General features: G+C 65.6%; 27 protein-coding genes, 1 tRNA gene and 1 rRNA gene (1 of these 29 running past the window's edge). 9 read left to right on the top strand and 20 right to left on the bottom strand.

The window, feature by feature from the left end; genetic code table 11:
- Position 1 precedes the first annotated feature (1 nt).
- From GH660_RS05645 to GH660_RS05635, 3 genes are read right to left on the bottom strand one after another with little or no spacing between them, the layout of a single operon-like run.
- Entirely contained in the window at positions 2 to 358 is a 357-nt protein-coding gene (locus tag GH660_RS05645; protein ID WP_194266232.1) for a PilZ domain-containing protein, read from the bottom strand.
- 7 nt (positions 359 to 365) lie between these two features.
- Entirely contained in the window at positions 366 to 1,262 is an 897-nt protein-coding gene (locus tag GH660_RS05640; RefSeq protein ID WP_228276373.1) for an alpha/beta hydrolase, read from the bottom strand.
- Entirely contained in the window at positions 1,259 to 2,299 is a 1,041-nt protein-coding gene (locus GH660_RS05635; RefSeq protein ID WP_153145682.1) for a C4-dicarboxylate ABC transporter, read from the bottom strand. The genes GH660_RS05640 and GH660_RS05635 overlap by 4 nt, the downstream gene beginning before the upstream one ends.
- Positions 2,300 to 2,450: 151 nt before the next feature.
- Between GH660_RS05635 and GH660_RS05630 the strand changes: the two genes are divergently transcribed.
- From GH660_RS05630 to GH660_RS05620, 3 genes are read left to right on the top strand one after another with little or no spacing between them, the layout of a single operon-like run.
- A complete protein-coding gene (locus GH660_RS05630) occupies positions 2,451 to 3,497 on the top strand; it encodes an inorganic phosphate transporter (RefSeq protein WP_153145681.1) in 1,047 nt (348 codons plus the stop codon).
- Positions 3,494 to 4,132 (top strand): DUF47 domain-containing protein, encoded by a 639-nt coding sequence (locus tag GH660_RS05625; protein ID WP_153145680.1) that lies wholly within the window; start codon positions 3,494 to 3,496, stop codon positions 4,130 to 4,132. Before GH660_RS05630 ends, GH660_RS05625 begins: the two co-directional genes overlap by 4 nt.
- A gap of 3 nt (positions 4,133 to 4,135) precedes the next feature.
- Positions 4,136 to 4,696, top strand: a complete 561-nt coding sequence (locus tag GH660_RS05620; protein WP_153145679.1) for a 1-acyl-sn-glycerol-3-phosphate acyltransferase — start codon at positions 4,136 to 4,138, stop codon at positions 4,694 to 4,696.
- 9 nt (positions 4,697 to 4,705) lie between these two features.
- Here GH660_RS05620 and GH660_RS05615 read toward each other — a convergent pair whose 3' ends face one another.
- Genes GH660_RS05615 through GH660_RS05590 form a run of 6 tightly spaced genes read right to left on the bottom strand, consistent with a single transcriptional unit; the run spans position 4,706 to position 9,392 of the window.
- Positions 4,706 to 4,921 (bottom strand): RNA-binding S4 domain-containing protein, encoded by a 216-nt coding sequence (locus GH660_RS05615; protein ID WP_153145678.1) that lies wholly within the window; start codon positions 4,919 to 4,921, stop codon positions 4,706 to 4,708.
- A complete protein-coding gene (locus tag GH660_RS05610; RefSeq protein WP_153145677.1) occupies positions 4,918 to 5,568 on the bottom strand; it encodes a lactate utilization protein C in 651 nt (216 codons plus the stop codon). The genes GH660_RS05615 and GH660_RS05610 overlap by 4 nt, the downstream gene beginning before the upstream one ends.
- Entirely contained in the window at positions 5,565 to 6,521 is a 957-nt protein-coding gene (locus tag GH660_RS05605) for a D-2-hydroxyacid dehydrogenase (protein ID WP_153145676.1), read from the bottom strand. Before GH660_RS05605 ends, GH660_RS05610 begins: the two co-directional genes overlap by 4 nt.
- Positions 6,521 to 7,219 carry an aldehyde dehydrogenase family protein gene (locus tag GH660_RS05600; RefSeq protein ID WP_153145675.1) on the bottom strand — a complete coding sequence of 233 codons (699 nt, stop codon included), beginning with the start codon at positions 7,217 to 7,219 and terminating at the stop codon, positions 6,521 to 6,523. Before GH660_RS05600 ends, GH660_RS05605 begins: the two co-directional genes overlap by 1 nt.
- Positions 7,220 to 7,221: 2 nt before the next feature.
- Positions 7,222 to 8,664, bottom strand: a complete 1,443-nt coding sequence (locus GH660_RS05595; RefSeq protein ID WP_153145673.1) for a lactate utilization protein B — start codon at positions 8,662 to 8,664, stop codon at positions 7,222 to 7,224.
- Positions 8,661 to 9,392, bottom strand: a complete 732-nt coding sequence (locus tag GH660_RS05590; RefSeq protein WP_153145672.1) for a (Fe-S)-binding protein — start codon at positions 9,390 to 9,392, stop codon at positions 8,661 to 8,663. Before GH660_RS05590 ends, GH660_RS05595 begins: the two co-directional genes overlap by 4 nt.
- Before the next feature lie 129 nt (positions 9,393 to 9,521).
- On the opposite strand from GH660_RS05590, the gene GH660_RS05585 reads away from it, so the two are divergent.
- Complete coding sequence (locus GH660_RS05585) at positions 9,522 to 10,250, top strand: IclR family transcriptional regulator (protein ID WP_153146182.1); 729 nt, start codon at positions 9,522 to 9,524, stop codon at positions 10,248 to 10,250.
- 42 nt (positions 10,251 to 10,292) lie between these two features.
- On the opposite strand, the gene pbpG is transcribed toward GH660_RS05585, so the two are convergent.
- The gene (gene pbpG, locus GH660_RS05580) at positions 10,293 to 11,375 is read right to left on the bottom strand and encodes a D-alanyl-D-alanine endopeptidase (protein ID WP_153145670.1); all 1,083 of its coding nucleotides are present in this window, start codon (positions 11,373 to 11,375) and stop codon (positions 10,293 to 10,295) included.
- 104 nt (positions 11,376 to 11,479) lie between these two features.
- Positions 11,480 to 13,759: an NADP-dependent malic enzyme gene (locus GH660_RS05575; protein ID WP_153145668.1), complete on the bottom strand. Its 2,280-nt coding sequence runs from the start codon at positions 13,757 to 13,759 to the stop codon at positions 11,480 to 11,482.
- Positions 13,760 to 14,004: 245 nt separating this feature from the next.
- On the opposite strand from GH660_RS05575, the gene GH660_RS05570 reads away from it, so the two are divergent.
- Together GH660_RS05570 and GH660_RS05565 are read left to right on the top strand one after the other, a co-directional pair.
- Positions 14,005 to 15,849 (top strand): phosphoenolpyruvate carboxykinase (GTP), encoded by a 1,845-nt coding sequence (locus GH660_RS05570; protein WP_153145666.1) that lies wholly within the window; start codon positions 14,005 to 14,007, stop codon positions 15,847 to 15,849.
- 81 nt (positions 15,850 to 15,930) lie between these two features.
- Positions 15,931 to 17,094 (top strand): pyridoxal phosphate-dependent aminotransferase, encoded by a 1,164-nt coding sequence (locus tag GH660_RS05565; RefSeq protein WP_153145664.1) that lies wholly within the window; start codon positions 15,931 to 15,933, stop codon positions 17,092 to 17,094.
- On the opposite strand, the gene ampD is transcribed toward GH660_RS05565, so the two are convergent.
- The 6 genes from ampD to ispB form a co-directional block, all read right to left on the bottom strand.
- A complete protein-coding gene (gene ampD / locus GH660_RS05560; RefSeq protein WP_153145662.1) occupies positions 17,071 to 17,640 on the bottom strand; it encodes a 1,6-anhydro-N-acetylmuramyl-L-alanine amidase AmpD in 570 nt (189 codons plus the stop codon). The genes GH660_RS05565 and ampD overlap by 24 nt on opposite strands.
- Positions 17,637 to 18,989: a sigma-54 dependent transcriptional regulator gene (locus GH660_RS05555; RefSeq protein WP_153145660.1), complete on the bottom strand. Its 1,353-nt coding sequence runs from the start codon at positions 18,987 to 18,989 to the stop codon at positions 17,637 to 17,639. Before GH660_RS05555 ends, ampD begins: the two co-directional genes overlap by 4 nt.
- Complete coding sequence (locus tag GH660_RS05550) at positions 18,947 to 20,557, bottom strand: PAS domain-containing sensor histidine kinase (protein WP_153145659.1); 1,611 nt, start codon at positions 20,555 to 20,557, stop codon at positions 18,947 to 18,949. The genes GH660_RS05555 and GH660_RS05550 overlap by 43 nt, the downstream gene beginning before the upstream one ends.
- Positions 20,554 to 20,784 carry a PP0621 family protein gene (locus tag GH660_RS05545; protein WP_153145657.1) on the bottom strand — a complete coding sequence of 77 codons (231 nt, stop codon included), beginning with the start codon at positions 20,782 to 20,784 and terminating at the stop codon, positions 20,554 to 20,556. Before GH660_RS05545 ends, GH660_RS05550 begins: the two co-directional genes overlap by 4 nt.
- 251 nt (positions 20,785 to 21,035) lie before the next feature.
- A tRNA-Pro gene (locus GH660_RS05540) sits at positions 21,036 to 21,112 on the bottom strand.
- Between the two features lie 18 nt (positions 21,113 to 21,130).
- Positions 21,131 to 22,099 (bottom strand): octaprenyl diphosphate synthase, encoded by a 969-nt coding sequence (ispB, locus tag GH660_RS05535; RefSeq protein ID WP_153145655.1) that lies wholly within the window; start codon positions 22,097 to 22,099, stop codon positions 21,131 to 21,133.
- A 199-nt stretch (positions 22,100 to 22,298) separates the two neighbouring features.
- Here ispB and tcdA point away from each other — a divergent pair, with 199 nt between their 5' ends.
- Together tcdA and corA are read left to right on the top strand one after the other, a co-directional pair.
- Complete coding sequence (gene tcdA / locus GH660_RS05530) at positions 22,299 to 23,063, top strand: tRNA cyclic N6-threonylcarbamoyladenosine(37) synthase TcdA (protein WP_153146181.1); 765 nt, start codon at positions 22,299 to 22,301, stop codon at positions 23,061 to 23,063.
- On the top strand, positions 23,060 to 24,118 hold the full coding sequence (corA, locus tag GH660_RS05525; protein ID WP_153145653.1) for a magnesium/cobalt transporter CorA: 1,059 nt from the start codon (positions 23,060 to 23,062) through the stop codon (positions 24,116 to 24,118). Before tcdA ends, corA begins: the two co-directional genes overlap by 4 nt.
- Here the strand turns inward: corA and GH660_RS05520 are convergent.
- A complete protein-coding gene (locus tag GH660_RS05520; protein WP_153145652.1) occupies positions 24,115 to 25,065 on the bottom strand; it encodes an MBL fold metallo-hydrolase in 951 nt (316 codons plus the stop codon). The two genes, corA and GH660_RS05520, sit on opposite strands and share 4 nt — an antisense overlap.
- A gap of 68 nt (positions 25,066 to 25,133) precedes the next feature.
- Here GH660_RS05520 and GH660_RS05515 point away from each other — a divergent pair, with 68 nt between their 5' ends.
- The gene (locus tag GH660_RS05515; RefSeq protein WP_153145650.1) at positions 25,134 to 25,970 is read left to right on the top strand and encodes an alpha/beta fold hydrolase; all 837 of its coding nucleotides are present in this window, start codon (positions 25,134 to 25,136) and stop codon (positions 25,968 to 25,970) included.
- On the opposite strand, the gene msrA is transcribed toward GH660_RS05515, so the two are convergent.
- Both msrA and rrf read right to left on the bottom strand, forming a co-directional pair.
- On the bottom strand, positions 25,951 to 26,490 hold the full coding sequence (gene msrA, locus GH660_RS05510; protein WP_153145648.1) for a peptide-methionine (S)-S-oxide reductase MsrA: 540 nt from the start codon (positions 26,488 to 26,490) through the stop codon (positions 25,951 to 25,953). The two genes, GH660_RS05515 and msrA, sit on opposite strands and share 20 nt — an antisense overlap.
- 136 nt (positions 26,491 to 26,626) lie before the next feature.
- Positions 26,627 to 26,644, bottom strand: a 5S ribosomal RNA gene (gene rrf, locus GH660_RS05505) (it continues 96 nt past the right edge of the window).

Here is a 26,644-nt window from a genome sequence, read left to right as displayed (position 1 = left end):
GTCAGTCGACGCGGTTCGAGCGCGTTTCCAGCATCGTCTGGAGCGCCGCGCGCTGCTCCGGCGTCGGGTGCGAGACGGTGAATTCGATCCCCGCCCGGTTGGCCGCGACGAAACGCAAGCGGCAGGGAAACTTGAGTTCCTGAAGCACGCCCATCCGGCGCAGCAGGAAGGTCAGGATCGCCGGCGTGCCGCTGGCCACGACATTGCCGGTGCGGGTCAACGATTCGCTGGCCTCGAATTCGACACCGCCGAACGAAATGTTCTTGGTAAATCCGGAAAAATGTTTCCCGGTCGGCGCGATCAGCAGGTCGCAGGGAATCCGGGCGGCGATGCGAAGGTTCTTGCGGCGTTCATCCATGCCGCGATTATCGCGGCAAATGCCCCACCGGCGAAGCATTCGGGCGCTTTCCGCGGCCTGCGGCAGCAGCCTGGTCGAGAAATTCCACGACCGCGGCCAGCGGGCCGTCGATCTCCGCGAAGCCCTCGTGATCGCCGGCGATCAGCAGCAACCGCGCCTGCCCGGGACGGGCGGCGGCCAGGATTTCGTGCGCCTCGGCGACCGGCACGGTGGCGTCGGCGTTGCCATGCACCAGCAGGACGGGACAGGCGACGTCGGCGATCGTCCGGCGCGGGGCGATGTCGTCGAAGCGGTGGCCGATGACGTGCTGCACGTAGGCCAGGATGTACCAGCCGAACGGCCGGTAGGGGATGCGTTTCCAGCGCAGCCAGCGGCGCATCAGGCCGGCCGGGTGGGCGAAGGCGGCCAGGCTGACGACCGCCGCCACGTCGCGCCGGCGGGCGGCGACCAGCAGCGCGGCGCCGGCGCCGACCGAGTGGCCGAGCAGGCCGACGCGGGCGGCATCGACCTCCGGCCGGGCGCACAGCCAGTCGAAGGCGTGTTCGAGATCCTCGGCGAAGCGCGGCAGCGACGAGAAGGTGTCGCCGTCGCTGGCCCCGTGGTTGCGCGCCGAGAACAGCAACAGGCCGTAGCCGGCCCGGTGCAGGGCGGCGACCAGCGGCAGCATCATCGCCGCGTTGCCGCCCCAGCCGTGCAGCACGGCCAGCGCCGGCGCCCGCTCACCGGCCGGAATCCACCAGCCGCGCAGCGTCTTGCCGTTGGCCGTGGCGAATTCGACGGCCTGCCAGGCGACACCTTCCGGTGTCGCGCCGTCGGCGACGCGAGGCGCCGCCAGTCCGCGGCGGATCAGCCAGTTGCCGCCGAGCCAGCCGGCGCCCAATACGCCGAGCAGCGCCTCGATCACGGGTGGGGCCGGAAGATGTCGCCGCTGGCGACGCCGCATGCCGTGCGCCACAGCGTCAGCGCCCACAGCGCGCAGAGCAGCAACCACGCGGCGACGCCGACGGCGAGGATGGTGCCCCAGCCGAGCAGTTTCGTCAGACGCAGGCTTTCGGCGACGAAGGCGCCGAGCGGAAAGGTGAAGCCCCACCACGAAAGCGCGAACGGCAGTTGCCCGGCGGCGCGCGCCGCCAGCGTCAGCAGGCTGGCCATGACCAGCCACCAGACACCGAAGCCCCAGAACAGGAGCATCGCCACCACGGCGACCTCGCGCGCCGCCGGGAAGGGCAGGTAATCGAGCAGGTTGGCCAGGCTGACCGGAATGACGCCGAGCGGCGCCAGGTGAATCCACACCGTCGGCGTCAGGATGCCCTGCGCAGGCTTGTGCAGGTATTTGCGGAACAGCGTGATGCCGAGCAGGCCGACATACATCATGCTGCCGGCGCCGAGGCCGACGGCGTTGACGGTCAGCGCAACTTGGCGCGTCGATTCCGCCATGTGCGGCAGCAGCGGCGCGCCGGCCAGCGGCATGACGACGAGGCCGACGGCCGGGATGAAATGGGCCGGCGTCACGTGCTCCATCGCCACGTGCTCGCCACGGAACATGAAGAACAGCACGGCAAAGCTGAAGGCGAAATGCAGGACGACGCCCAGCCACCACAAGGTCAGCGCCAGCGCGACGCAGGGCGTGAAGACCAGCCATTGCGCCGCCAGCACCAGCAGGGCGATCGAGAAGGTCGGGTAGAAGTTGGCCTGCACCGGATGCATGAGCGTCTGCAGCGCGGCATCGCGGAAGCGCAGCCAGCGCGCCAGCCAGGGCACGGCGAGCACGACGAAGAGCAGCGAGGCGAACCAGTGCAGCGCCAGCGCCGGCCCGGCCAGGAGCGGCCAATGCGCGGCGAGCCCGTGCGTGGTCAGCGCCAGGACGCCGCTGCCCATGACGGCGGCGAACCAGCCTGGGGCGAAGGCGCGCGTGATTTCGGAAAATTTCGGGTAGGCCATGGCGGCGCGTCCCTGCGAATCAGAATTTGCTTATTTTAGACGGTCGACCGCAACCGGCGCCGGTTTTCGCGCAAATCCCGGCAGTGCCAACGGCGCTATACTGATTTGATGACAACAAACAACAACACTGCACCCCGCCGGGCGCGGCACGATGGCTGAGGGCGTCGTCCTGCTCGCGACGATCACCGTCGTCATCGTGCTGCTGTTCGACTACACCAACGGCTTCCACGACGCCGCCAACATCGTCGCCACCGTCATCGCCTCGCGCGCCATGACGCCGGCGCAGGCGGTCGTCATCGTCGGCGTCTTCGAGTTCCTCGGCCCGCTGCTCGGCGGCACGGCGGTCGCCAACACCATCGGCAAGTTCGTCGCGCTCGACGGCGTGGCACCCCTGCTCTCGCTGGCCATCCTGCTCTGCGGGCTGCTCGGCGCCATCGTCTGGAACCTCGGCACCTGGTACTTCGGCATTCCGTCGTCGTCGTCGCACGCGCTGGTCGGCGGGCTGATCGGCGCCGTCACCGTCTCGGTCGGCAGCGACCATGTCGTCTGGGGCTTCGGCGAACTGCTGCACGGCCACCTGACCGGTATCGTCAAGGTGCTGGCGGCGCTGCTGCTGTCGCCGCTGCTCGGCTTCTGGCTCGGCTATCTGGCGCACCGGCTGCTGACCGCCGTGCTGATGGCGGCCAACCCGGCCGCCAACGCCCGCCTGCGCGGCCTGCAGTTCGTCACCGCCGCCGGCCTAGCCTTTTCGCACGGCGCTAACGACGCGCAGAAGAGCATGGGCATCCTGACCCTGGTCCTGCTGCTCGGCGGCTTCATCCCGACCTTCGAGGTGCCCTTCTGGGTCATGCTCGCCTGCGCCACGGCGATCACCCTCGGCATCCTCTCTGGCGGCTGGCGCATCGTCCGCACGCTCGGCTTCGCCATCTACCGGGTACGGCCGATCCACGCCCTCGGCTCGCAGCTGACCTCGGCGGCGGTCATCCTCGCCGCCTCGGCCGGCGGCGCGCCGGTGTCGACGACGCACGTGGTGGCCACCTCGATCATGGGCATCGGCGCCTCGGAACGCCCGCGCGCGGTGCGCTGGGCCAAGGCCAAGGACATCGCAGTGACCTGGGTCATCACCATTCCCGGCGCCGCCCTCGTCGCCATCCAGGCCTACGCGCTGGTCAATCTCTTTCTCGGAGGCCCGCCATGATCGAACAGCCTTCCTTCTTCCGTCGCCTGCTCGAGCGCGTCTTCCCGAAAACGCCCAATTTCTTCGCCCTGCTGGTCGAGCAGTGCGAGCAGGTCGCGCATACCACCGGCCTGCTCGTCGAGTTCATGGAAAGCGGCGACCCGGCGACCGGCGAGCTGATCCGCCAGGATGAACATGCCGCCGACCACATCAAGATCCGCAACCTGCACGCGCTGAACGAGGCCTTCTCGACGCCGATCGACCGCGAGGATCTCTACCGCGCCATCATCAACCTCGACGAGATCGTCAATTACTGTAAGAGCACGGTCAGCGAGATGAACGTTCTCTGTGTCGCGCCCGACAAGCACTGCCTGGAGATGGCCATGCACATCAAGCTCGGCACCGACGCGCTGGTCCTCGGCTTCACCAAGCTCGCCAGGGAACCGGCAGCCGCCGAAGCCGATGCCGACGCCGGGCGCAAGGCCGAACGCAAGGTCGAGAAGGCCTACCGGCGGGCGATCGCCGAACTGTTCCAGGGCGACGACTACATCAACATGTTCAAGCGCCGCGAAATCTACCGCCATCTGTCGAACGCCGCCGACCGCATGGCCAATTGCGCCAACACGCTGCACGACATCGTGGTCAAGATCACCTGACCGATGCTGCGCCGCTTCTCCCGCCTCCTCCTCGCACTCCTCGGCTGGAAGGTCTTCGAGCCGCCCGGGCCGCGCCCACCCAGGGCAGTGCTCATCGAATACCCGCACACCTCGAACTGGGACGCTTTCTACGGCCTGTTCGCCAACTTCGCGCTCGGCGCCGAGGTGCGCTGGATGGCCAAGGACGTCGCCTTCCGCTGGCCATTCGCCGGCCTGATGCGGCGGCTCGGCGGCATCCCGATCAACCGCCGCGAACGGACCAACGTCGTGACGCAGATGATCGAACAGTTCGCCGTGCGCGAGCGCTTCATCCTCGGCATCACGCCCGAAGGCACCCGGCGTCGGACGGAAGGCTGGAAATCCGGCTTCTACCGCATCGCCCTCGGCGCCAAGGTGCCGCTGGCCATCGCCGTCATCGACTACGCGCGCAAGGAAGCCGGCATCGTCGCCTACATCGATCTGGGCGGCGACCGCGACCGGGATCTCGCGCGCATCGCCGAACTCTACGCCGGCCGCATCGGCCGGCACCCGGAACTGGCCTCGCCGATCCGCTGGCTCGACTGAGGCGGCGGCCTATTCGGCGACCAGCCGGACTTCCTCGCCGGCGAACTGGACCGTCTGCCCCGGCCGCAATTTGGCCCGTTTCCGGGTGTCGACCGCACCATCCACCCTGACCCGCCCCTCGGCGATGGCGGCATGCGCCGCGCCGCCGGAATCGCAGAGGCCGGTGGCCTTGAGCAGCTGGTCGAGCTGGATGTAGTCGCCGCGCACGGCCAGGGTAATGCTCATGAAGTTTCTCCGCACAGGATCAGGTGCACCCGGCACGGCCCGTGGGCGCCGAGGACGATGGTTTGCTCGATGTCGCCGGTCCGCGAGGGGCCGGAAATGAAATTGACGGCGCGCGGCAGGGCGCCCCGTTCGGCGCGTAGCAGCGCGAAGGCGTCCTCCATCGTGGCGACGAGGCGCCCGACGGGAACGACGGCGATGTGGGTTTCCGGCAGCAGGCTGACGCTGGCCGGCGTCCGCGGGCCGGAGAGCAGCATCAGCGTGCCGGTTTCGGCGATGGCGCAGAAGCAGCCGGAAATGCCGGTACGGTCGGCATCGACCGCAACCCGCGCGGCAACCTCGAGGCCGGCGCCTGCCCAGTCGAGCCCGGCGACGTCACCGGTCGCCACGGCCTGCGGTGGCAGCCCCTGCGCCGTCAGGTAGCGGGCGACGGCGGCCGGTACCGCCGCCATGTCGCCGACCTGCTCGACGCTGCTCGCCAGGCTCCGCGCCTTGTCCGCGAAACGCGCGACGAGATCGCTCGCCATGCGCGGCTGCGGGCCGCGCGCCGGATCGCTCAGGCACGCCTCGGCCGCCGCCCGGCGCGCCGCCGCGTCGCGCTTGCCGAGGCCGGCGCGGACGCGCTGCAGGATCTCCTCGCGCGCGCTCACGCCACCCGGTTGCGCGGACTGCCCGCGACAAAGGCTTCGATGTTGTCGATCAGCTGGTCGGCCAGCGCCTGCATGGCCGGCCGGCTGGCCCACGCGACATGCGGCGTCAACAGGAAGTTGGGCAGCGCCAGCAGTTCTGGCGCGACCATCGGGTGGCTCGGCGGCGGCGGTTCGGCGGTGATGACGTCGAAGCCGGCGCCGGCGATCCAGCCTTCCTGCAGCGCCCGGATCAGCGCTACCTCGTCCACCAGGCCGCCGCGCGCAGTGTTGATCAGCAGCGCCGTCGGCTTCATCGTGCGCAGTTCGGCCTCGCCGATCAGGCCCTGCGTCTGCGGCGTCAGCGGGCAATGCAGGCTGATCGCGTCAGCCTCGCGCAGGACCTGCGCGAAATCGGTGTAGCCGGGGCGCAGCGCGGTCGCCCCCTTGTGTTCGGCGCGCAGCACGCGCATGCCGAAGGCCTCGGCCAGCCGTGCGACGCCGTTGCCCAGGCTGCCGCTGCCGATCAGGCCGAGCGTGGCGCCATGCAGGTCGCGGATCGGGTGGTCGAACAGGCAGAACTGGTCCGACTGCTGCCAGCGCCCGGCCTGCACCGAGGCGCGCCAGGCAACCAGGTTGCGCGACAGCGCCAGCAGCAGCGCCAGCGCGTGTTCCGGCACCGTGTGGTCGGCATAGCCGCGGATGTTGGAGACAACGATGCCGCGCCGCCGGCAGGCATCGAGATCGATGATGTTGGTGCCGGTCGCCGCCACGGCGATCATTTTCAGGTCCGCCAGGGCGTCGACCGCAACCGCCGGCAAAGGTGCCTTGTTGATGATGGCGATGCTGGCGCCCTGCAGGCGTTCGACCACCTGCGCCGGCGCCGTCTTCGGGTATTCGACCCAGTCGTGGGCGAAGCCCGGGCGGCGGACGTCGGCGATGATCGACTCGCGTTCCAGGTAGACGATGCGCTGCATCAGGCAGCCTGCATCGCAAACGGCTTGCCGGCAGCCGCAGCCATGGCGCCGACCTGGGCGCCGAGCGCCGCCTCGCCGGCATAGGCCAGGCGGTCGATGGCGGCGGCACACAATCCGGCGATCGCTTCCGTGTCGCCTTGCAGCAGGTTGAGCACGCCGCCCGGCCAGCCGGCGCGGCCGGACAGTTCGCACAGCGCGTAGGCAGCCGACGGCGCCTTCGGGCTCGGCTTGACGATCACGCACGCCCCTGCGCGCAGCGCCGGGGCCGCCGCTTCGGCGAGGCCGGCCAGCGGGCGCGTGGCGTCGACGACGATGGCGACGACACCGGGTTCGCCAACCTCGGCACCGCGCAGGGCCGCCACCGCCGCGGCCACGTCGGCTGCTGCCGCTGCCTCGGCGAGGCCCGTGTCGCCGCGCAACAGCTTGGCGAAATGACCGGCATAGCCTTCCAGGGCATCGGCCAGCGCGTTCAGGCTGGCCTGGCGCGCCGCGGGCGCCAGCGCAGCCCAGGCCGGCCGGGCGGCGCTGGCAGCGGTGGCGGCTTCGGCCGCCTCGTCGGCCCCGCACAGCGGCACCCGGTAAACCGCCTCGCCACTGACCGGATTGACGACATCGAAGAACGACGGCGTCACGGTCAGGAAGGCGCGGCCGTTGATCCACAGGGGGATGGCCTTCGGGCCGTCGACTGCAAATTCCATGCTCAAGCTCTCTTTCTTGCTGCGTAAAGTTCGTGAAAAGTCCGGCCCGGCGGCGGTGCCAGGTCGCGCCCGGCGGTCCACTCCGGCGCCAGGCCGAGAACGCGGATGCGCCCGCTCTCGTCGGTCAGCCAGCGCAGGTAGCGCGCCGCCCGGCGTGTCGCCCAGCGATAGAGGCCGGGCCGCGCCGCCAGCCAGGCCCAGGCACGCAGGGCTAAGCGCTCGCGCCACGGACGCAGGCCGCGTTCGTGCTGCATCTCGCGCAGGCGGTGCATCAGCGCCGGCAGCGGAATATTGACCGGACACACGCTGCCGCACTGGTTACAGCCGGTGGACGCGTGCGGCAGGTCGAGGGCGTTCTCGATGCCGGTGAACAACGGGGTCAGCACCGAGCCCATCGGCCCGGGATAGACCCAGCCGTAGGCGTGGCCGCCGAGCGAGAAATAGACCGGACAGTGGTTCATGCAGGCGCCGCAGCGGATGCAACGCAGCATGGCGGCAAAATCCGACCCGGCGAGCGCGGCCCGTCCGTTGTCGACGAGGATGAAGACGGTCTTTTCCGGTCCTTCCCGTTCGTCGGCGCCGCGCGTCCCGGTCAACAGCGAGACGTAGTTGGAAATGCCCTGCCCCGTCGCCGAGCGCGGCAGCAGGCGCATCAGGGTCGCGAAATCGTCGAGCGTCGGGACGATCTTCTCGATCCCGGTGACGACGACATGCACACGCGGCAGCGTCGTGACCATGCGGCCGTTGCCCTCGTTGGTCACCAGCGCCGCCGAGCCGCTCTCGGCGATCAGGAAATTGGCGCCGGAAATGCCCATTTCCGCCGACAGGAAATGCTGGCGCAGCACGGCCCGCGCCTCGGCGGCCAGCGCCGGGATGTCGGCCGCGGTCCGCGCCTGGACGGGACGCTCGTGATGCTGCGCGAACAGTGCTTCGACCTCGGCCAGCGTCTTGTGCACCGCCGGGGCGATGATGTGCGAGGGCGCTTCGCCGGCGAGCTGGACGATGTATTCCCCGAGGTCGGTTTCGACCGGCCGGATGCCGGCGGCGGCGAGCGCCTCGTTGAGGCGCGCCTCTTCGGAAAGCATGGATTTCGACTTGACCGCCTTGGTCACGCCATGGCGCTGCGCGATGTCGACCACCAGTCGCGCGACCTCGTCGCCGTCGCGCGCCCACAGCACCTCGGCGCCGCCGGCCGTGGCCCGTGCCTCGAAAAGTTCCAGCCAGACGTCGAGGTCATCGACGACGCGACGGCGGATGGCCTCGCAGGCGGCGCGCAGGCCGGCGAAGTCGAGGCCGTCGTCGGCCAGCCCGGCGAGCCCCTTGGCCCGCTTGCCGACGAACAGCGGCCTGGCTTTCTCCAGCGTCTTCTGCAGGCCGCTGTCGCGCGCCTGCCGGGCAGCGCGCGCCTGGAAGAACATGGCCTGAGAACGGACGGCCGCCGTCATGCCGGCTCGGCCCCGGCCAGCACTTCGGCCACATGCAGAACCCGGGTACGCGTGTCGCCGCGCCGCCGCAGGCGACCTTCGATATTGAGCAGGCAGCCAAGGTCGCCGCCGACCACGGCATCGGCGCCGGCGGCGGCAATCGCCTCGCACTTGCGATCGACGATGGCGGTCGAGATGTCGCCGAAACGTACCGCGAAGGCGCCGCCGAAACCGCAGCATTCCTCGCAGTCGCGCATTTCGGCCAGCGTCAGTCCGCGCACCCGGGCCAGCAGCTCCCGCGGCTGCGCCTTGACGCCGAGGCCGCGCAGGCCCTTGCACGAATCGTGATAGGTGACGCTGCCGGCGAACGCCCCCGGCACCGCATCGAGCGCCAGCACGTCGGCAAGGAAGGCGGTCAGTTCGTGGCTGCGCGCGGCGACCGCCTGCGCGCGCGCCGCCCAGGCCGGATCGTCGGCAAGCAGTTGCGGATAGACGTTGCGGATCTGGTCCGCGCACGAGCCCGAGGGAATCACCACGTAGTCGCAGCCTTCCAGCTCGGCGATCGCCTTCTGCGCCAGGTCGCGCGCCAGATCGCGATTTCCGGCACTCCAGGCGGGTTGACCGCAGCAGGTCTGCGCCGCCGGCACGACCACCTCGCAACCGGCTTCCTCCAGCAGACGCAGCGCCGCCAGGCCGACGGCGGGACGCATCAGGTCGACCAGGCAGGTAACGTAGAGGGCCAAGCGCATGCTAATATTGCGGCGCACAAGAGAGAAAGTGGCTAATGCTACTCAAACCGCACCAATAAAGGAATCCAGTTGTCCGAAACCGCCAGCGGGTCTGCCAAGACGCCCGGTTCGATCCAGGTCATCGAGCGCATGATGACACTCCTCGACGCCCTTGCCGCGACCTCCGAGGCAGCCACCCTCAAGCACCTGGCGAGCGTCACCGAACTCCACCCGTCCACCGCGCACCGCATCCTGGCGGCGATGACGGCGGCGCGTTTCGTCGAACGCCAGGACGCCGGCACCTATCGCCTCGGCATCCGCCTGCTCGAACTCGGCAACCTGGTGAAGTCGCGCATCAACGTACGTGAGATCGCCCTGCCCTTCATGCAGGAACTGCACGAGACCATCGGCGAGGCGATCAACCTTGGCGCGCGCTACGACGACGAGATCGTCTATATCGAGCGCACCTCGTCCGGCCGGGCGCTGGTGCGTGTCGTCTATCTGGTCGGCGGGCGTGCACCGCTGCACCTGACCTCGCTCGGCAAGCTCTTCCTGGCCGCCGATTCGTCGCAGCAGGTCCGCGACTACGCCAAGCGCACCGGACTGCCCGGCAAGACGCCGCGTTCATTGACCACGCTCGCGACGCTCGAGAAGGAACTCGACAAGGTGCGCCGGCACGGCATTGCCTACGACGACGAGGAAGCGGAAATCGGGCTCAAATGCCTGGCAGCCCCCATCTACGACGAGGAAGGCCACATCGTCGCCGCGCTTTCGGTTTCGGCGCCGGCCGACCGCCACGATCCAGCCTGGGTTCCCCAGGTCAGGAAGGCTGCCGACGCCATCTCGCACGCACTCGGTTATTCCGGGATAAAAAAATAGGGCTGCCACTGGCAGCCCCGTTGCATCCTATCCGGACGAGGATCAGACCGGCCGGCGCTCCGGCGTCAGGCTGGCGCTTTCCATCCAGCGCTTGATCCGGTTGGCATCGCCAACCCGCGTCATCTTGCCGGCGGAGTCGAGCAACACGATCACGACCGGCTTGTCGGCAACGCGCGCCTGCATGACCAGGCAGCGCCCCGCCTCGGAAATGTAGCCAGTCTTGGAGACGCCGATTTCCCAATTGTCGCTGCGCACCAGGGCGTTGGTATTGTGGAAGTCGCGGATATGGCCGTTCAGGTCGACACGGGCCTCGCCGGTCGTCGAGAAATTGCGGATCTCCGGGTAGCGGGCGGCGGCCGCCACCATGCGCGCCAGATCGCGGGCGGTCGACACGTTGTTGCTGGACAGGCCGGTCGGCTCCTCGAAGCGTGAGCTGAACATGCCCAGCGCGTGCGCCTTCTGGTTCATGGCCTTGACGAAGGCCGGCAGACCGCCCGGATAGTGGCGACCAAGGGCATTCGCTGCACGGTTTTCGGAAGACATCAGGGCCAGCAGCATCGCCGTTTCGCGCGTCATCGTCGTTCCCACCGGCAGGCGCGAGCGGGTGCCCTTCAGGCCATCGACGTCGTCGTCGCCGATCGCGATGACTTCATTGAGATCGAGTTTGGCGTCGAGGACGACCATTGCCGTCATCAGCTTGGAAATCGAGGCGATCGGCACGACGGTGTCGGACTGTTTTTCCAGCAGCGGCTGCCCGGTTTCCTGGTCTATGACCAAGGCCGAGGCCGAATAGAGTGCCAAGCGGCTCGGTTCGATGTCGGCCATGCTGACCTTGCGCATCGACTTCCTGACGCCTTGGCTGCTGGCGGTCTTCTCCGGCGCCGCCGCCCGAGATGCCGACTTCGGCGCTGCCTTGGCTGGGGCGGCCGCCGATTTGGCCGGCGCCTTGCGGGTCGAGGCGACCGCCTTCCTGCTGCCCAGTTTGGCGGCAGCGACATCCTTGGAACCATCCTTCTTGGCGACTGCCTGCGGCTTCTTGACGTCGGTCGCCGCATGGCCTGGGACACTCAGCCCTGCCCCCAGCAACGCACCCAGCAGCACGGCTGCCTTGAGTACCTGTTTCATATGCAAACTCCTGCCAACACGCTGCAAATTTTAGCCTAGTTTAGCAGGAGGCTTGCAAAAATCAACAAAAATAGATAGATAGGACAATAAGTTAAGACTCTTTGTCACCTTGCGTCGACGACAGTCAGCGCGGTCATATTGACGATGCGGCGGACGGTGGCGGTGGGGGTCAGGATATGGACGGGCCGTGCGGCGCCGAGCAGGATGGGGCCGATGGTCAGGTTGTCCCCAGCCGCCACCTTGAGCAGGTTGAACGAAATGTTGGCGGCATCGAGCGTCGGCATCACCAGCAGGTTGGCCTGGCCCTTGAAGCGCGAATTGGGGAAGGCGCCGAGGCGGATTTCCTCGTCCAGCGCGGCATCGCCGTGCATTTCGCCATCGACCTCGAGGTCCGGCGCCCGCTGCTCGAGGATCGCCAGCACCTGGCGCATCTTCAGCGCAGTCGGCGTATCCGCCGTCCCGAAGGTCGAATGGGAAAGCAGCGCGACCTTCGGCTGCATGCCGAAGTTGCGGATTTCCTCGGCGGCGAGCAGGGTCATGTCGGCCAGCTGCTCGGCGCTCGGATCGTAGTTGATGTAGGTATCGGCAATGAAGACCGTGCGCCCCGGCAGCATCAGCAGGTTCATCGAATAGTAGCGGTCGCGCCCGGCCTGGGTGCCGATCACGCTCTGCACGTACTCGCGGTGCGTTTCATGGCGCCCGAAGGTGCCGCAGATGAGGCCGTCGGCATGGCCGAGACGGACCATCAGCGCGCCGTACAGCGTCGCCCGGCGCCGCACCTCGCGCCGCGCGTAGTCCGGCGAGACGCCCTTGCGTTCGGTCAGGCGATGGTAGGTCTGCCAGAACTCGTCGAAATGGCGGTCGAAGAATTCCGAATCGTCGGCATGGATCACCTCGTAGTCGCTGCCCGGGCGGATGCGCAGGCCCGAGGCCTCGATCCGCCGCGCGATTTCCCCGGGGCGGCCGATCAGGATCGGGCGGGCGATGCCCTCGTCGACCACGACCTGCACGGCGCGCAGCACGCGCTCGTCCTCGCCCTCGGCGAAGACGATGCGCTTGGGCGCCAGCTTGGCCTGCGAGAAGACCGGCTTCATGATCATGCCGGAGTGGTAGACGAATTCGTTGAGCCCCTGGACGTAGGCGGCCCAGTCCTGGATCGGCCGCGTCGCGACGCCGGAGTCCATGCCGGCCTTGGCGACCGCCGGCGCGATCTTGACGATCAGGCGCGGGTCGAAGGGGCGCGGAATCAGGTATTCGGGGCCGAAGCCGGTGACCTTTTCGCCATAGGCCGAGGCCACCACTTCCGATTGCTCGGCGCGGGCGAGTTCGGCGATGGCGCGGACCGCCGCCATCTTCATTTCCTCGGTGATGGTGGTCGCGCCGACGTCGAGGGCGCCGCGGAAGATGAAGGGGAAGCAGAGGACGTTGTTGACCTGGTTCGGGTAGTCCGAACGGCCGGTGCACATGATGGCGTCGTCGCGCACGCTCTTGACCAGTTCCGGCGTGATTTCCGGGGTCGGGTTGGCAAGCGCCATGATCAGCGGGTTGGCGGCCATTTTGGCGACCATCTCGGGTTTCAGCACGCCGCCGGCGGAGAGGCCGAGGAAAACGTCCGCCCCTGCGATCACCTCACCCAGCGTACGGGCGTCGGTCTTTTTTGCGTAGCGCGCCTTGATCTCGTCCATTTCCTCGACACGGCCTTCGTAGACCAGGCCCTTGATGTCGGTAACCCAGATGTTCTCGACCGGTGCCCCGAGCATGACCAGCAGGTCGAGGCAGGCGAGCGCGGCGGCGCCGGCGCCGGAGGTGACGATCTTGACCTGCGACAGGTCCTTGCCGATCAGGTGCAGGCCGTTGAGCGCCGCCGCCCCGACGACGATGGCGGTGCCGTGCTGGTCGTCGTGGAAGACGGGGATCTTCATCCGCTCGCGCAGCTTCTTCTCGATGTAGAAGCATTCGGGCGCCTTGATGTCTTCGAGGTTGATGCCGCCGAAGGTCGGCTCCAGCGAGGCGATGGTGTCGATCAGCTTGTCGGGGTCGCGTTCGTCGATTTCAAGGTCGAAGACGTCGATGTTGGCGAATTTCTTGAACAGGACGCCCTTGCCTTCCATCACCGGCTTGGCGGCCAACGGGCCGATCGGCCCGAGGCCGAGGACGGCGGTGCCGTTGGTGATGACGCCGACCAGGTTGCCGCGCGCGGTCAGCGTGCTGGCCTCGACCGGGTCGGCAACGATTTCCTCGCAGGCGAAGGCGACGCCCGGCGAGTAGGCCATCGACAGGTCGTACTGGTTGGTCAACTGCTTGATCGGGGTGACCGCTATCTTCCCGGGCTTCGGGTGACGGTGGTAATAGAGCGCGGACTCGCGCAGCTGCTTGGGATCCATGTCTGCCTCCGTTTCGTATTATGAAAACGATTTTTGAATAGTGCAAAAATTATATCATGCCGGCACGGGCTGCCAAGCTGCGGATATCACGTAGCCGAACAAAGTCAAGTGGATGTTTACCCTGACTTGATGCATAATTACGGGCTTCCCAGCCGACGGCTCCGCGCCGCTCGAAGTCTTGGTGGCAGCTTCCGGCGACTGGCGTAAAGTTTATCTATTTCAGTAACTTGGAGAGAGACATCGCCATGACCGCACCGCTGAATGCACCTGACTACGTCAAACACGAAGGCCTGAAGAAATGGGTCGCCGAAATCGCCGCGCTGACCCAGCCCGAACGTATCCACTGGGCCGACGGATCGCAGGAAGAGTATGACCGCCTGTGCGCCGAAATGGTAGAGGCCGGCACGCTGATCAGGCTCAACCCGGAAAAGCGCCCGAACTCCTATCTCGCCTTCTCCGACCCGTCCGACGTCGCCCGCGTCGAAGACCGCACCTACATCTGCTCCGAGAAGAAGGAAGATGCCGGCCCGACCAACAACTGGGAGGAACCGGCCAAGATGCGCGAGACCCTCAACGGCCTGTTCAAGGGCTGCATGAAGGGCCGCACGATGTACGTCATTCCGTTCAGCATGGGCCCGCTCGGCTCGCCGATCGCCCACATCGGCTTCGAGATCACTGATTCCGCCTACGTCGTGACCAACATGCGCACCATGACCCGCATGGGCAAGGCCGTGTTCGACGTGCTCGGCACCGACGGCGAATTCGTTCCGTGCATCCACACTGTCGGCGCCCCGCTCGAACCGGGCCAGCAGGATGCCAAGTGGCCGTGCAACCCGACCGTCAAGTACATCGTCCATTACCCGGAAACCCGCGAAATCTGGTCCTACGGCTCCGGCTACGGCGGCAACGCCCTGCTCGGCAAGAAGTGCTTCGCGCTGCGCATCGCCTCCAACATGGCGCGCGACCAGGGCTGGCTGGCCGAACACATGCTCATCCTCGGCGTCGAGTCGCCGGAGGGCGAGAAGTCCTACGTCGCCGCCGCCTTCCCGTCGGCCTGCGGCAAGACCAACTTCGCCATGCTGATCCCGCCGAAGACCCTGGACGGCTGGAAGATCACCACCATCGGCGACGACATCGCCTGGATCAAGCCGCGCGTCGATGCCGACGGCGTCACCCGCTTCTACGCCATCAACCCGGAAGCCGGCTTCTTCGGCGTCGCGCCGGGCACCTCGGAAAAGACCAACTTCAACGCGCTGGCAACGCTCAAGGAAAACATCATCTTCACCAACGTCGCGCTGACCGACGACGGCGACGTGTGGTGGGAAGGCCTGACCAAGGAAGCCCCGGCCCACCTGATCGACTGGCAGGGCAACGACTGGACGCCGGCCGACGGCAAGGCCGGCAAGAAGGCCGCGCACGCCAACTCCCGCTTCACCGCCCCGGCAAGCCAGTGTCCGTCGGTCGACCCGGCCTGGGAAGATCCCGCCGGCGTGCCGATTTCCGCCTTCATTTTCGGCGGCCGTCGCGCCACCACCGTGCCGCTGGTCTACCAGGCCTTCAACTGGAACTACGGCGTCTACATGGCCGCCACGCTCGGTTCCGAAACCACCGCTGCCGCCTTCGGCCAGCAGGGTGTCGTCCGTCGCGACCCGTTCGCCATGCTGCCGTTCTGCGGCTACCACATGGGTGACTACTTCAACCACTGGCTGCGCATGGGCAAGGCCGTCGATGCCACGCCGAAGATCTTCTGCGTGAACTGGTTCCGCATGAACGAGAAGGGCGAGTTTATGTGGCCGGGCTTCGGTGACAACATGCGCGTCCTCAAGTGGATCGTCCAGCGCTGCAAGGGCACCGTCGCCGCCAAGGAAACCGTGCTCGGCTGGATGCCGAAGTTCGAGGACATCGACTGGAACGGCCTGGAAGTCAACAAGGCCGAGTTCGAGGCGCTGACCACCATCGACGCCGACGCCTGGAAGGCCGAACTGGCCGGCCACAAGGAGTGGTTCGACAAGATGGGCGAGAAGATGCCGCGCGAACTGGTGCTCAAGCGCGAACTGTTCGAGATGGGCATCTTCAAGGACGCCGCATAAGCTTCACCTGAGCGATAATCGGACGGCCACCTGCGGGTGGCCGTTTTCTTTTCCGTTTCCGCCATCGTCCGCAGAACCGCCATGACCTACCGCCCCGCCCGCCGCCTTGCCGACATCGAACCCTTCCATGTGGTGGAACTCTTCACCCGCGCTCATCAGTTGCAGGCCGAAGGCCGCGACATCATCCACATGGAAGTCGGCGAACCCGATTTCCCGACGCCGGCGCCAATTGCAACTGCTGCGGTCGACGCGATAAAACAGGGCAAAACGCTCTATACCCAGGCGCTCGGCCTGCCCGAACTGCGCGAGGCGATCGCGGATTTCTACCGCAGCCGCTACGGCGTGCCCGTTCCGGCCAGCCGCATCGCCGTCACCAACGGCGCTTCCGGGGCGCTGAACCTGGCGTTCGCCTGCCTGGCCGACCCCGGTCGCGAATGGCTGCTCGCCGACCCCGGCTACCCGTGCAACCGCCATATCCTGCGCGCCTACGAAGGGCGGCCGCGCAGCATCCCGGTCGGACCGGCAAGCAATTTCCAGCCGACGCCCGAGTTGCTGCGCGCCCACTGGAGCGCTGACACGGCGGGCCTGCTGGTCGCCTCTCCGGCCAATCCGACCGGGACCCTGCTGACGCTCCCGGAGATCGCCGCGCTAGCCGCGACCTGTCGCGAGAAGGACGGTCATTTCATGGTCGACGAGATCTACCACGGCCTGACCTACGAAATCGACGCGCCGACGGCCTGCGCGGCCGGCGACGACATCTGGGTCATCAACAGCTTTTCGAAGTATTTCCAGATGACCGGCTGGCGACTGGGCTGGATGGTCGTTCCCGAGTCCTACGTCCGCGACGTCGAGAAACTGGCGCAGAACCTCGTGCTCTGCCCGTCGACGCCGGCGCAGCACGCGGCGCTGGCCGCCTTCGCACCCGAGACCATCGCCATTCTCGAAGAACGCCGCGGCGAATTCCGGCGGCGCCGGGATTTTCTCGCGCCGGCCCTCGAAAATATCGGTTTCCGCGTCACCGCCCGCCCGGAAGGTGCCTTCTACCTGTATTGCGATTGTTCCGGCCTGTGCGACGACAGCTTCGTGCTGGCCCGCGACCTGCTGGAAAAGGTCGGCGTCGCCGCCACCCCCGGTCTCGATTTCGGCAGCAACGAACCGGAAAGGCACATTCGCTTCGCTTACACCACCGGCATCGACCGCCTGGGCGAAGCGGTCGACCGTCTAGCCGCCTACTTCGGCCGGTAAGGTAAGGGCGGGAAAGCGGGCCCGCGCCGCGGCCCAGTCGAAGTACGGCCCGGGATCGGTCTTTCGCCCAGGCGCCACATGGCTATGACCGGCCAGCCCGGTGATCGGGTAACGTTGCCGGAGCCTGGCCAGCAACGGCCACAGCGCCGCATACTGCGCCAGCGTGAACGGCTGGCCGTCGCTGCCCTCGAGTTCGATCCCGATCGAATAGTCGTTGCAGTTTTCCCGGCCCTGCCAGGCCGACTGGCCGGCATGCCAGGCGCGCCGGTCGCAACCGACGAACTGGATCACGCGACCGTCGCGCCGCACCAGAAAATGCGCCGACACCCGGAGTTCGGCGATCGTCCGGAAATACGGATGCGCCTGCGGATCCAGGCGGTTGGTGAAAAAGCGCTCGATCCAGTCGCCCGAGAAATCGTCGGGCGGCAGGCTGATGTTGTGCAGCACGACCAGCGAAACCGTGCAGCCGGCCGGCCGCTGTCCCTGGTTCGGCGAAAACGCCCAGCGCGCGCCCTTCAGCCAGCCGTCGCCACGCCAGCGCTTCACTCGATGCCCAGCCGTTCCAGACGGTAGCGCAGCGAACGGAAGGTAACGCCGAGCAGGCGGGCGGCCGCAGTCCGGTTCCCGTCGGTCTTCTGCAAGGCTTCGAGGATGGCCTGGCGCTCGAGGCGATTGAGATAGTCATCCAGCGTCTCGCTGCCACGCCCGGGATTCTCGCCACCCATTTCGTCCGGCGCCAGATGCAGGTCGTCCACCTCGATCGTCGTCCCGGAACAAAGTGCCGTCGCGCGTTCGAGAATGTTTTCCAGTTCGCGCACGTTGCCGGGGAACGGATAGGCTGCCAGCGCCTGCAGGGCCGCCGCCGACACCTGGGGCACTGTCTCGCCGCAGAGCTTCTTCAGGATGGCAGCGACCAGCGCGGGAATGTCCTCGACCCGCTCGCGCAGGGCCGGCATGCGCAACTCGATGACGTTCAGGCGATAGTAGAGGTCCTGCCGGAAGTTGCCCTTGTCGACGCAGTCACGCAGATTCCGGTGCGTCGCGCAGATGATGCGGACGTCGACCGGCTCCTCGGTGGCGACCCCGACCTTGCGCACCTTTTTCTCCTGGATCGCGCGCAGCAGCTTGACCTGCATCGCCAGCGGCAGGTCGGCCACCTCGTCGAGGAACAGCGTGCCACCGCTGGCGGCCTGGAAAAATCCTTCGTGATCGCTCTCGGCACCGGTAAACGCCCCCTTGCGATGCCCGAAGAATTCGCTTTCCATCAGGTTTTCCGGTATCGCGCCGCAGTTGACCGGAACGAACGGCCCGCTCGCCTGCGCGCTGCGCGCATGGATGAGGCGCGCCGCAAGCTCCTTGCCGCTCCCGGATTCGCCGGAAATGTAGATGGGTGCCTGGCTGCGCGCCAGCCGCTCGATCATCGAACGGGCCTGCTGCATGGCGGCCGACTCGCCAGTCAGCGACTGCAGGGGATGATTACCCTGCTGCTGGCTGCCCGGCACGCGCAAGGCCGACTTGACGAGGGCACGCAACTGCTCGAGGCCGACCGGCTTGGCCAGGTAGTCGAAGGCACCCGCCTTGAGCGCTGCGACGGCATTTTCGGTGCTGCCGTAGGCGGTGATCACCGCCACCGGGGTCTGCGCATGGTGCTCGGCGATGTAGCGGACGACCTCAAGGCCATCGCCATCCGGCAGCCGCATGTCGGTCAGACACAGATGGAACTCGCCGTCGGCCAGCGCCTGCCGCGCCTCTGCGACGCTGCCGGCACAGGCGGCAGCCAGCCCCATGCGCGACAACGTGAGATCGATCAGTTCGCGGATATCCGGCTCGTCATCGACGACCAGCACGCGGCTCAATTCGCCGCGCGGGCGTCGCTCGCTTCGGGCAACAGACATGTGTCGCATCTCCCAACAAGAATGAAATGTCCACCATCGGCATCGGCCGCCAGCTCCAGGCTGGCGCCGTTGGCCTCGCAAAGCTCGCGGGCGATGAACAGGCCCAGCCCGGTACCGAGATGGTGGGTGGTGAAAAATGGCTCGAATATCTGGGACCTGACCATTTCCGGAACGCCGGCGCCGTCGTCAATGACATGCAACTCTACCAGCCCTTGCCCGTCGCCGGCCGCTACGTGCAGGCGCACGCTACCGGGACGCCCACGGCAATGACGCACGGCATTGCCCAACAGATTCCACAGAACCTGGTCGAGGTGGGTACGATCGAAACAGATGCCTGGATCGCCCGCGACATCGACCTGGATGAGGCCCGGCACGACCGCGTGGGCGCTTTCGAAACTCTCGACGAATTGCGCACAGAAGCGGCGCAGCGGCAGGTACTCGGCCTGCATCCGGTCGCGCCGGCCGAGTTCGAGGATATCCGCAACGATCCGGTCGAGACGCGCCACGTTGTCGGCGAGGATTTTCAACAGCCGCTCCTGCATGTCGCCCCGCCGTTCCTCGCGCAATAGTTCGCCGGCGTGGCTGATGGCAGAAAGCGGGTTGCGGATTTCGTGGGCGATGCTTGCGGTCAACCGTCCCAGGGCGGCAAGTTTCATCTGTTGCGCCCGTTCCTCGATACGCCCGATATCCTCGAGAAACACCAGTATCTCCCCCGCGCTGCTGGCCGTCTGCTCGAAACGGGCACGCAGTTCGCTGCCGTTGGGCGCCTGAAAGTCGGTCGTCGCATTCGCCCTGGCCACCTTCCATCCGGCCAGCGCCGCAGCCAGCGCCGGACAATAATCCGCCAGACGCATCTCTGGCGCGGGCGCCGCGCCGAGCATCGTTTCGACCACGGGATTGTGCCGCTGCACCTGCCCGTCGCTGTCCACCACCAGAATGCCGTCCTGCATCCGTTCGATGACCCGCTGGCTGATGCGGCTCTGGTTTTCCAGGCTGATGCCGCGCTGGCGTGCCAGCTCCTCGTTGGCCATCAGGCGCTGGCCAAGCAGGCGCGCCAGGATCGCCGTCGCAAAAAACCCGGCGGACAGGAAGCCCGCCTGGACGATGGTCGCCGGCTCGAAATCGCGGAACACGGCGCCGACGACCTGTCCGCCGAGCGTAGCCAGCGTCGCCAAAGCGGCATAGAAGAGCACCAGACGCCCCCGCCCGACCAGACTGGCGGTGGCCAGGGAGACCAGCATCAAGGCGCCGACGCCGCTGCCGATCCCGCCGCCGGCGTACATCAGCAGACCGATCGCCGCCACGTCGGTCATCACCTGCAACGAGAGCTGGAAATTGAAACGATGCTGCCAGTGGATGGAAGCAAGGAGTCCGGTGCCGACCACCGACATGTAGAGCACCGCCAGCAGCAGGAAGGGCAGCGAATACGTCAGATGCAGCGAGGCAATCCAGCCCTCGGGCAGCAGGACGCCCAGCAAGGCGAGACCGCCGAGAACCAGGCGGTAGAGGTTGAAATACTGGAAGGGGCGCCAACTCGCCTCCCAGGTCGTGGCCAGCCAGTCGCTCACGGCTTGCCGGCTGCCTTTCCAGCCTGCCGATGCGCTTCGGAGCAGAAATGGACGCCATGCTCGGCGATGCTGTCGCTGAGCGGCAAGTGCACGCCGCAGTGAGCGCAGACCACCATCTTCTCAGGCGCGGGAGATGCCTTGGTGCGAGGTGGCGTCGGCCTCACTGCACGGATTTTGAACACCCACCAGATCACGACGACAAAAGCGATGAGCAGCAGGTACTTCATTCTGGACGACCCCGAGTTTGCCGGCACGCCTTGCAACACCAGCCAGGCTGAGAATTATTCGGAAATGCATCCCCGGTATTCCCCAGGGCATTTTTCTGCCTGGCGATGGCAGGACAGAACAACACAAAAGCCAATTAGCTCAACATGTTACCACGCAACCCCGTGGACCGAGACGCTCCGACGCCGAAATTCAGGGATATCTTCAAAAGCGAAAAGCCCATGTAATTCTTAGAATTACATGGGCTTCAATATGGTCGGAGTGACATGATTCGAACATGCGACCCCTGCGTCCCGAACGCAGTGCTCTACCAGGCTGAGCTACACTCCGAAGCTTTGCGAGAGGAGACTAGTGATTCCTCTCAACCGCAAAGAGCGTCAATTTTAGCAGAGCTTCCCGATAATTTGAATCCCTCAGCGCGCAAATTGCTTCTCTCGCGCGTTCGGCTTCACGTTCCGCCTGCCGGCGCGCATGGCCCAGCGCCCCGCTGGCGTGGATGGCTGCCAGCACGGCGGGAAAATCGTCCCGACCGCCGTCCTCGATGGCCCGGCGCACACAGGCCGCCTGTTCGGGCGTGCCGTTCTGCATCACGTAGATCAGCGGCAACGTCGGCTTGCCTTCGGCGAGGTCATCGCCGAGATGCTTGCCGGTATCCGCTTCCTGGCCGGAATAATCGAGCACGTCGTCGACCAGCTGGAAGGCCGTTCCAAGATGCATGCCGTAGTCGGCCAGGGCGCGCTCGATCTCCGGTGTCGCCCCCCCCAGTATGGCGCCCAGTTGCGCGGCGGCCTCGAACAGCTTGGCTGTCTTGAAGCGGATGACCTGCAGGTAGCGCTGCTCGTCGACGTCGGCATCGTGACAATTCATGAGTTGCAGGACTTCGCCCTCGGCGATGACGTTCGTGGCGTCGGAGAGCACCCGCATGATACGCATTTCATCGACCTCGACCATCATCTGGAAGGCCCGGGAATACAGGAAGTCGCCGACCAGCACGCTGGCTGCGTTGCCGAAAATGGCATTGGCGGTATCGCGACCACGACGTAGCGATGATTCGTCGACCACGTCGTCGTGCAGGAGGGTGGCGGTATGGATGAATTCGACGACGGCCGCCAGATCGTGATGCTGCCGTCCCTGATAGCCCATCGCCCCTGCCGCCAGCAAAACCAGCGCCGGACGCATGCGCTTGCCACCGCTAGCGATGATGTACTCTGCAACCTGGCTAACGAGCGCGACGTCCGAGTGGAGACGATCGCGGATGACCGCGTCCACGGCCTTCATGTCTTGCCCGATCAGGGCGTAAAGCTGTTCCACGGTCACAATCAACCTGCTCTTGGGTAAGCGCGGAATCTTAGGCGTGGGCAGACGGGTCGTCAAGACAAGGAAACCAGGTTTCCGCCTTCTTCCCGGCCGTTGCTTTCGGCTACACTCGGCGTGTCATGAGCAACTCCGAAACATTCATATCGCCCCTGCATGCATTGGCGGCGCCTACTTTGCGCCGGCAGGAGGGCAGGAAATGATGGCGGCCGACCACGCACGCCGCTTTGGCGGCGTTGCCCGCCTGTACGGCCCGGCGGCGGCCGAACGCCTGATCCATGCCAGCGTCTGTGTCGTGGGCGTCGGCGGAGTTGGCTCGTGGGCGTTGGAGGCGCTAGCCCGAACCGGCATCGGGCAGCTTGCTGCGGTCGACCTCGACATGGTGGCGGAATCCAACACCAACCGGCAGATTCATGCCCTCGGCGATGTCTACGGCAAAGCCAAGGTCGATGCGATGGCCGAACGAATCCATGCCATCAATCCTACCTGCGAGGTCACCTGCATCGAGGATTTCGTCACCCCGGAAAACGTGGCGGATATCCTGACACCCCGCTTCGATGTCGTGGTCGATGCCATCGACCAGGCACGCACCAAAGCTGCCATGATCGCCCACTGCCGGCGTCTGCGCATGCCGATGGTCGTCGCCGGTGCTGCCGGTGGCCAGATCGACCCAACCCAGGTTAGGATAAGCGACCTGTCGGCGACCGTGCAGGATCCGCTGCTGGCCAAGGTTCGCGCACAGCTCCGTCGCGAACATGGATTCCCGCGCGATCCCCGGAAGAAATTCGGGGTAGCCGCCGTATTCTCGACGGAAGCGCTGCGCTACCCCGATCCGCAGGCCAGCTGCGAGACACAAGGCGCGCCGGCAGGGCTCAGCTGTGCGGGATTCGGCTCGTCGGTCTGCGTCACCTCGGTCTTCGGCATGGCCGCCGCCGCACATGCCATCCAGCTGATTCTCGCCAAATGAAAAAGCCGAAGAAGCTGCGTTCTCGCAAGGCCGGCATGCCGCCAGGCTCGCTGGTTCACATCGGCGAAATCAAGACCGCCAAACCCGTAATATCGGTACTCGATTTCGGTCCGGCTGCCCTGAGCGAGAACGAACTGCCGGATACCGCCGCCTTGGCTGCCTACCCGCGCCAGAACTCAACGCTGTGGGGAAATGTTTACGGACTTCAGGATCCGGTGGCGCTGGCCGCCATCGGCAATGCCTTCCAGTTGCATCCGCTGGTGCTTGAGGACATCCTGAACAACAACCAGCGCCAGAAAGTCGATGCTTACGACAACTACCTGTACATAGTTCTGCACCGCTACGAGGTCGCCACGACGCCGCTCGACCTAGTGCAGGACCAGATCAGCCTGGTCGTCGGCCCGGACTACCTGCTCACTTTCCAGGAGCGGCCTTCCCGCACATTCGAGCCGGTCCGTCAGCGCCTGCGGACGGATCGCGGAAAGCTCCGTAGCGCCAGTACCGACATGGTGGCTTACTCGTTGCTCGATTCGGTGGTCGATAGCTATTTTGCGGTCATTGAACAGCTCGACGATTATGCAGAAAAGCTCGAAACCGAAATTCTTGGCCACCCGGGACCGGCGGTGCTCGAAAACATCCACCAGTTCAAGCGTTGCGTATCCCAGCTGCGGCGCAATCTTTACCCGCTACGCGAACTTCTCGGCAACCTGCATCGCGAACATGCGCATTTTTTTGCACCGGAAATCCAGCTTTATCTGCGCGATGTTTATGACCACACGGTTCATATCATCGAGTCGCTCGAAGATCTCCGCGAACTGGCGACCGGCTTGCTCGATGTGCACCTGACGACCGTCAGTCATCGCGTCAATCTCGAAGTCCGGACGCTGACGGTGGTCGCCACCATCTTCATGCCGGCAACGTTGATTGCCGGCATTTTCGGGATGAATTTTCACCAGATGCCCTGGCTCGAACTGCCGCGTGGCTTCTACTATGCCACCGGATTGATGCTGGTAATTGCCAGCATCATGCTGTTCATGTTCTGGCGGCGCCGTTAGGCTGGCTGCCGGCTATCCAGCCACACTTCGAGCCCCTGGGCATTGAGTTCGAGATCGGTTTCCCAGATTCCCAAAGCGTGCGCTTGCGGCAAAGGACAGCCATGGGCTCGCAGTTCGGTCAGCAGATAATTCGTCAACGCCGCCTTGATTGCTTCATGCCTTTCCGCACCGCTACCGCCAGCCTGCTGCGCACAGGCGACCATCGCATCCAGCCGGCGATGCAGGTCGGCGCCCATCTGGGGAATATTCCCGACCCGGCTGTAGTGCGTCAGATAGATCGCTTCCGGCCTGAACGACAGCAGGCGATCGATCGAGGCATGCATCGCCTCCGGCTCGAACTGCGTCGGCGTGGTCGTTGGAAAGATGAAGGGACCCCCATCCACGTCATGTTCGCGGTAGGAAAGTCCGAACATGTCTCCGCTGAAAATCCCACCCGTCCTGCGGTCGACGATGCAGATATGGTGCCGCGCGTGACCCGGTGTATCGAGACACAGCAACTCGCGGCCAGCCAGTGAAACCGCATGGCCATCGGGGGCCTCGACGATTCTCTCGGCGGGAACCGGCAGAATCTCGCCGTAAACCCGGCGCACGTAATCCTCCCCATAGACGGCGGTCACGCCCGCGACCAGCCGGCCTGGCTCGGCCATGTGTCGCGCGCCGCGCGGATGAACGACGAGTTGCGCCCGGGGAAAAGCGGCCATCATGCTGCCGGCGCCACCGGCATGATCGAGGTGTATGTGGGTCAGAATAATGTAGTCGACCGCGTCAGGCGCCAGCCCAAGCCGTTTCAGAGCCGCCTGCGCATTGGGCAGCGCATCGTTGCTGCCCGTATCGATGAATGCCACGCGCCCCGCTTCTATGACGACATGAATCGCTGCCAGAACCGGCCGCACATAGCCGGCGTCGAAGGCGATGATGCCATTGCCGTAATCTCTCCAGTCGAACATTTCCGTACCCTTCCGTATTGAAGGGCGGATTATACTTTGCCCCTGTTTTCACTGCGACCGCAAAAGCCATGTCCCATTTCCTCGCCGACGACGGAGCAAAAATCCATGTGAAGGTATCCGGAGAAGGCTCGCCGATCGTCATGCTGCACGGCTGGACATCCAGCCATCAGGAATGGTTTCCCTTCCTGAACGAACTTCACCGGCACCACCGCGTATATCGCTGGGATGCCCGCGGCCATGGCGGCCACCCCCTGGATGACGGTGAGCCGCCAACGGTGGAAAGAATGGCCAGAGACCTCGCCAACCTGCTCGAGCATTACCGTCTCGACAACGTGGTGGCGGTAGGCCATTCGATGGGTGCCCTGACCCTCTGGCAATACATCAGGGATTTCGGAACGGACCGTCTCGCCAAGTTGTGCTTCATCGACCAGTCACCGAAATTGCTGACCGAACCTGGTTGGGAACATGGGATCTACGGAAACTTCGGCCCGGATAAAGCAAATGAACTGATGACCTGGCTCGAGGAGGATTTCGCCGAGGGCGTGCTGAAGCTCACTGCGTTCGGGCTGAATGAGCGGGCTCGGGAAAAATACCTGGCCGGCGCCAGCGGCTGGGAACGCTCGCGTGCCGCATTGCGCGCCCAGAATCCTCGCCCACTGATCACCTGCTGGGCAAGTCTGACCGCAGCGGATTATCGCGACGTGCTGAGACGAATCGATATTCCATCAATGCTCGTTTATGGTGGCCAAAGCAATTTCTACCGGACTGAAACTGCGCATTACGTCGCCAATGAAATAGCGGATGCCGTTCTCCACATCTACGAGGGATGCGATCACTCCCCACATCAGTGGCAACGCGAACGCTTCGCCCGCGAGTTGATGCAATTCATTGACCCGGTGTCTTGAGCAGCGACGCAAATTCACGCCTGAAGGCTGCCACTTTGGGACTGATCACGAACGTGCAGTAACCCTGAGCCGGATTGTCGGCGAAATAGCGCTGGTGGTAATTCTCCGCGGGGAAGAATTGCGGTGCATCCGATATCTCGGTCACCACGGGTGAATTCGCAGGCAGCTCCTGGTTCAGAGCACCGATCATCGCCAGCGCTTCAGCCCGCTGCTCGGGCGAATGAACGAATATTGCAGATCGATATTGCGTCCCCACATCGGCCCCTTGACGATTCCGGGTTGTCGGATCATGGATAGTGAAAAAGACTTCCAGAAGCTGGGAGAAAGAAATCTTTGCCGGATCAAAGTCGATTCTGACTGCTTCCGCATGGCCAGTAGTTCCGGTGCATACCTGCTCGTAGGTCGGATTGACGTTGTATCCGCCGCAATAGCCCGAGGTTACATGATGGACACCCGACAATTGGGAGAAAACCGCTTCCAGGCACCAGAAGCAGCCACCGGCAAATGTTGCGACAGCCATCTTTAACCTCGCTTCCGAACAACGATTTCGGGTAGCTCAGTATAGCCCCTGCCATCTATCGGCAGAGTGTGTTTTGTAGATTGTAAACGCCGCGGCCCCCTGCCGGTGGTTCCGGAGGGGGCTGGGTTGATGGGGAGCCTGGCGATGACCTACT

This window comes from Dechloromonas sp. H13, from assembly GCF_009469615.1.
In the GTDB taxonomy this organism is placed as follows: Bacteria; Pseudomonadota; Gammaproteobacteria; order Burkholderiales; family Rhodocyclaceae; genus Azonexus.
This window is presented reverse-complemented; position numbering and strand designations above follow the sequence as displayed.

Excerpts from the sequence above, each read along its gene's own strand:
- GH660_RS05645 (WP_194266232.1), bottom strand. The coding sequence starts at position 358 with ATGGATGAACGCCGCAAGAACCTTCGCATCGCCGCCCGGATTCCCTGC.
- GH660_RS05635 (WP_153145682.1), bottom strand. The coding sequence starts at position 2,299 with ATGGCCTACCCGAAATTTTCCGAAATCACGCGCGCCTTCGCCCCAGGC.
- GH660_RS05630 (WP_153145681.1), top strand. The coding sequence starts at position 2,451 with ATGGCTGAGGGCGTCGTCCTGCTCGCGACGATCACCGTCGTCATCGTG.
- GH660_RS05625 (WP_153145680.1), top strand. The coding sequence starts at position 3,494 with ATGATCGAACAGCCTTCCTTCTTCCGTCGCCTGCTCGAGCGCGTCTTC.
- GH660_RS05620 (WP_153145679.1), top strand. The coding sequence starts at position 4,136 with ATGCTGCGCCGCTTCTCCCGCCTCCTCCTCGCACTCCTCGGCTGGAAG.
- GH660_RS05615 (WP_153145678.1), bottom strand. The coding sequence starts at position 4,921 with ATGAGCATTACCCTGGCCGTGCGCGGCGACTACATCCAGCTCGACCAG.
- GH660_RS05605 (WP_153145676.1), bottom strand. The coding sequence starts at position 6,521 with ATGCAGCGCATCGTCTACCTGGAACGCGAGTCGATCATCGCCGACGTC.
- GH660_RS05600 (WP_153145675.1), bottom strand. The coding sequence starts at position 7,219 with ATGGAATTTGCAGTCGACGGCCCGAAGGCCATCCCCCTGTGGATCAAC.
- GH660_RS05595 (WP_153145673.1), bottom strand. The coding sequence starts at position 8,664 with ATGACGGCGGCCGTCCGTTCTCAGGCCATGTTCTTCCAGGCGCGCGCT.
- GH660_RS05590 (WP_153145672.1), bottom strand. The coding sequence starts at position 9,392 with ATGCGCTTGGCCCTCTACGTTACCTGCCTGGTCGACCTGATGCGTCCC.
- GH660_RS05585 (WP_153146182.1), top strand. The coding sequence starts at position 9,522 with ATGATGACACTCCTCGACGCCCTTGCCGCGACCTCCGAGGCAGCCACC.
- pbpG (WP_153145670.1), bottom strand. The coding sequence starts at position 11,375 with ATGAAACAGGTACTCAAGGCAGCCGTGCTGCTGGGTGCGTTGCTGGGG.
- GH660_RS05575 (WP_153145668.1), bottom strand. The coding sequence starts at position 13,759 with ATGGATCCCAAGCAGCTGCGCGAGTCCGCGCTCTATTACCACCGTCAC.
- GH660_RS05570 (WP_153145666.1), top strand. The coding sequence starts at position 14,005 with ATGACCGCACCGCTGAATGCACCTGACTACGTCAAACACGAAGGCCTG.
- GH660_RS05565 (WP_153145664.1), top strand. The coding sequence starts at position 15,931 with ATGACCTACCGCCCCGCCCGCCGCCTTGCCGACATCGAACCCTTCCAT.
- GH660_RS05555 (WP_153145660.1), bottom strand. The coding sequence starts at position 18,989 with ATGTCTGTTGCCCGAAGCGAGCGACGCCCGCGCGGCGAATTGAGCCGC.
- GH660_RS05545 (WP_153145657.1), bottom strand. The coding sequence starts at position 20,784 with ATGAAGTACCTGCTGCTCATCGCTTTTGTCGTCGTGATCTGGTGGGTG.
- tcdA (WP_153146181.1), top strand. The coding sequence starts at position 22,299 with ATGGCGGCCGACCACGCACGCCGCTTTGGCGGCGTTGCCCGCCTGTAC.
- corA (WP_153145653.1), top strand. The coding sequence starts at position 23,060 with ATGAAAAAGCCGAAGAAGCTGCGTTCTCGCAAGGCCGGCATGCCGCCA.
- GH660_RS05520 (WP_153145652.1), bottom strand. The coding sequence starts at position 25,065 with ATGTTCGACTGGAGAGATTACGGCAATGGCATCATCGCCTTCGACGCC.
- GH660_RS05515 (WP_153145650.1), top strand. The coding sequence starts at position 25,134 with ATGTCCCATTTCCTCGCCGACGACGGAGCAAAAATCCATGTGAAGGTA.
- msrA (WP_153145648.1), bottom strand. The coding sequence starts at position 26,490 with ATGGCTGTCGCAACATTTGCCGGTGGCTGCTTCTGGTGCCTGGAAGCG.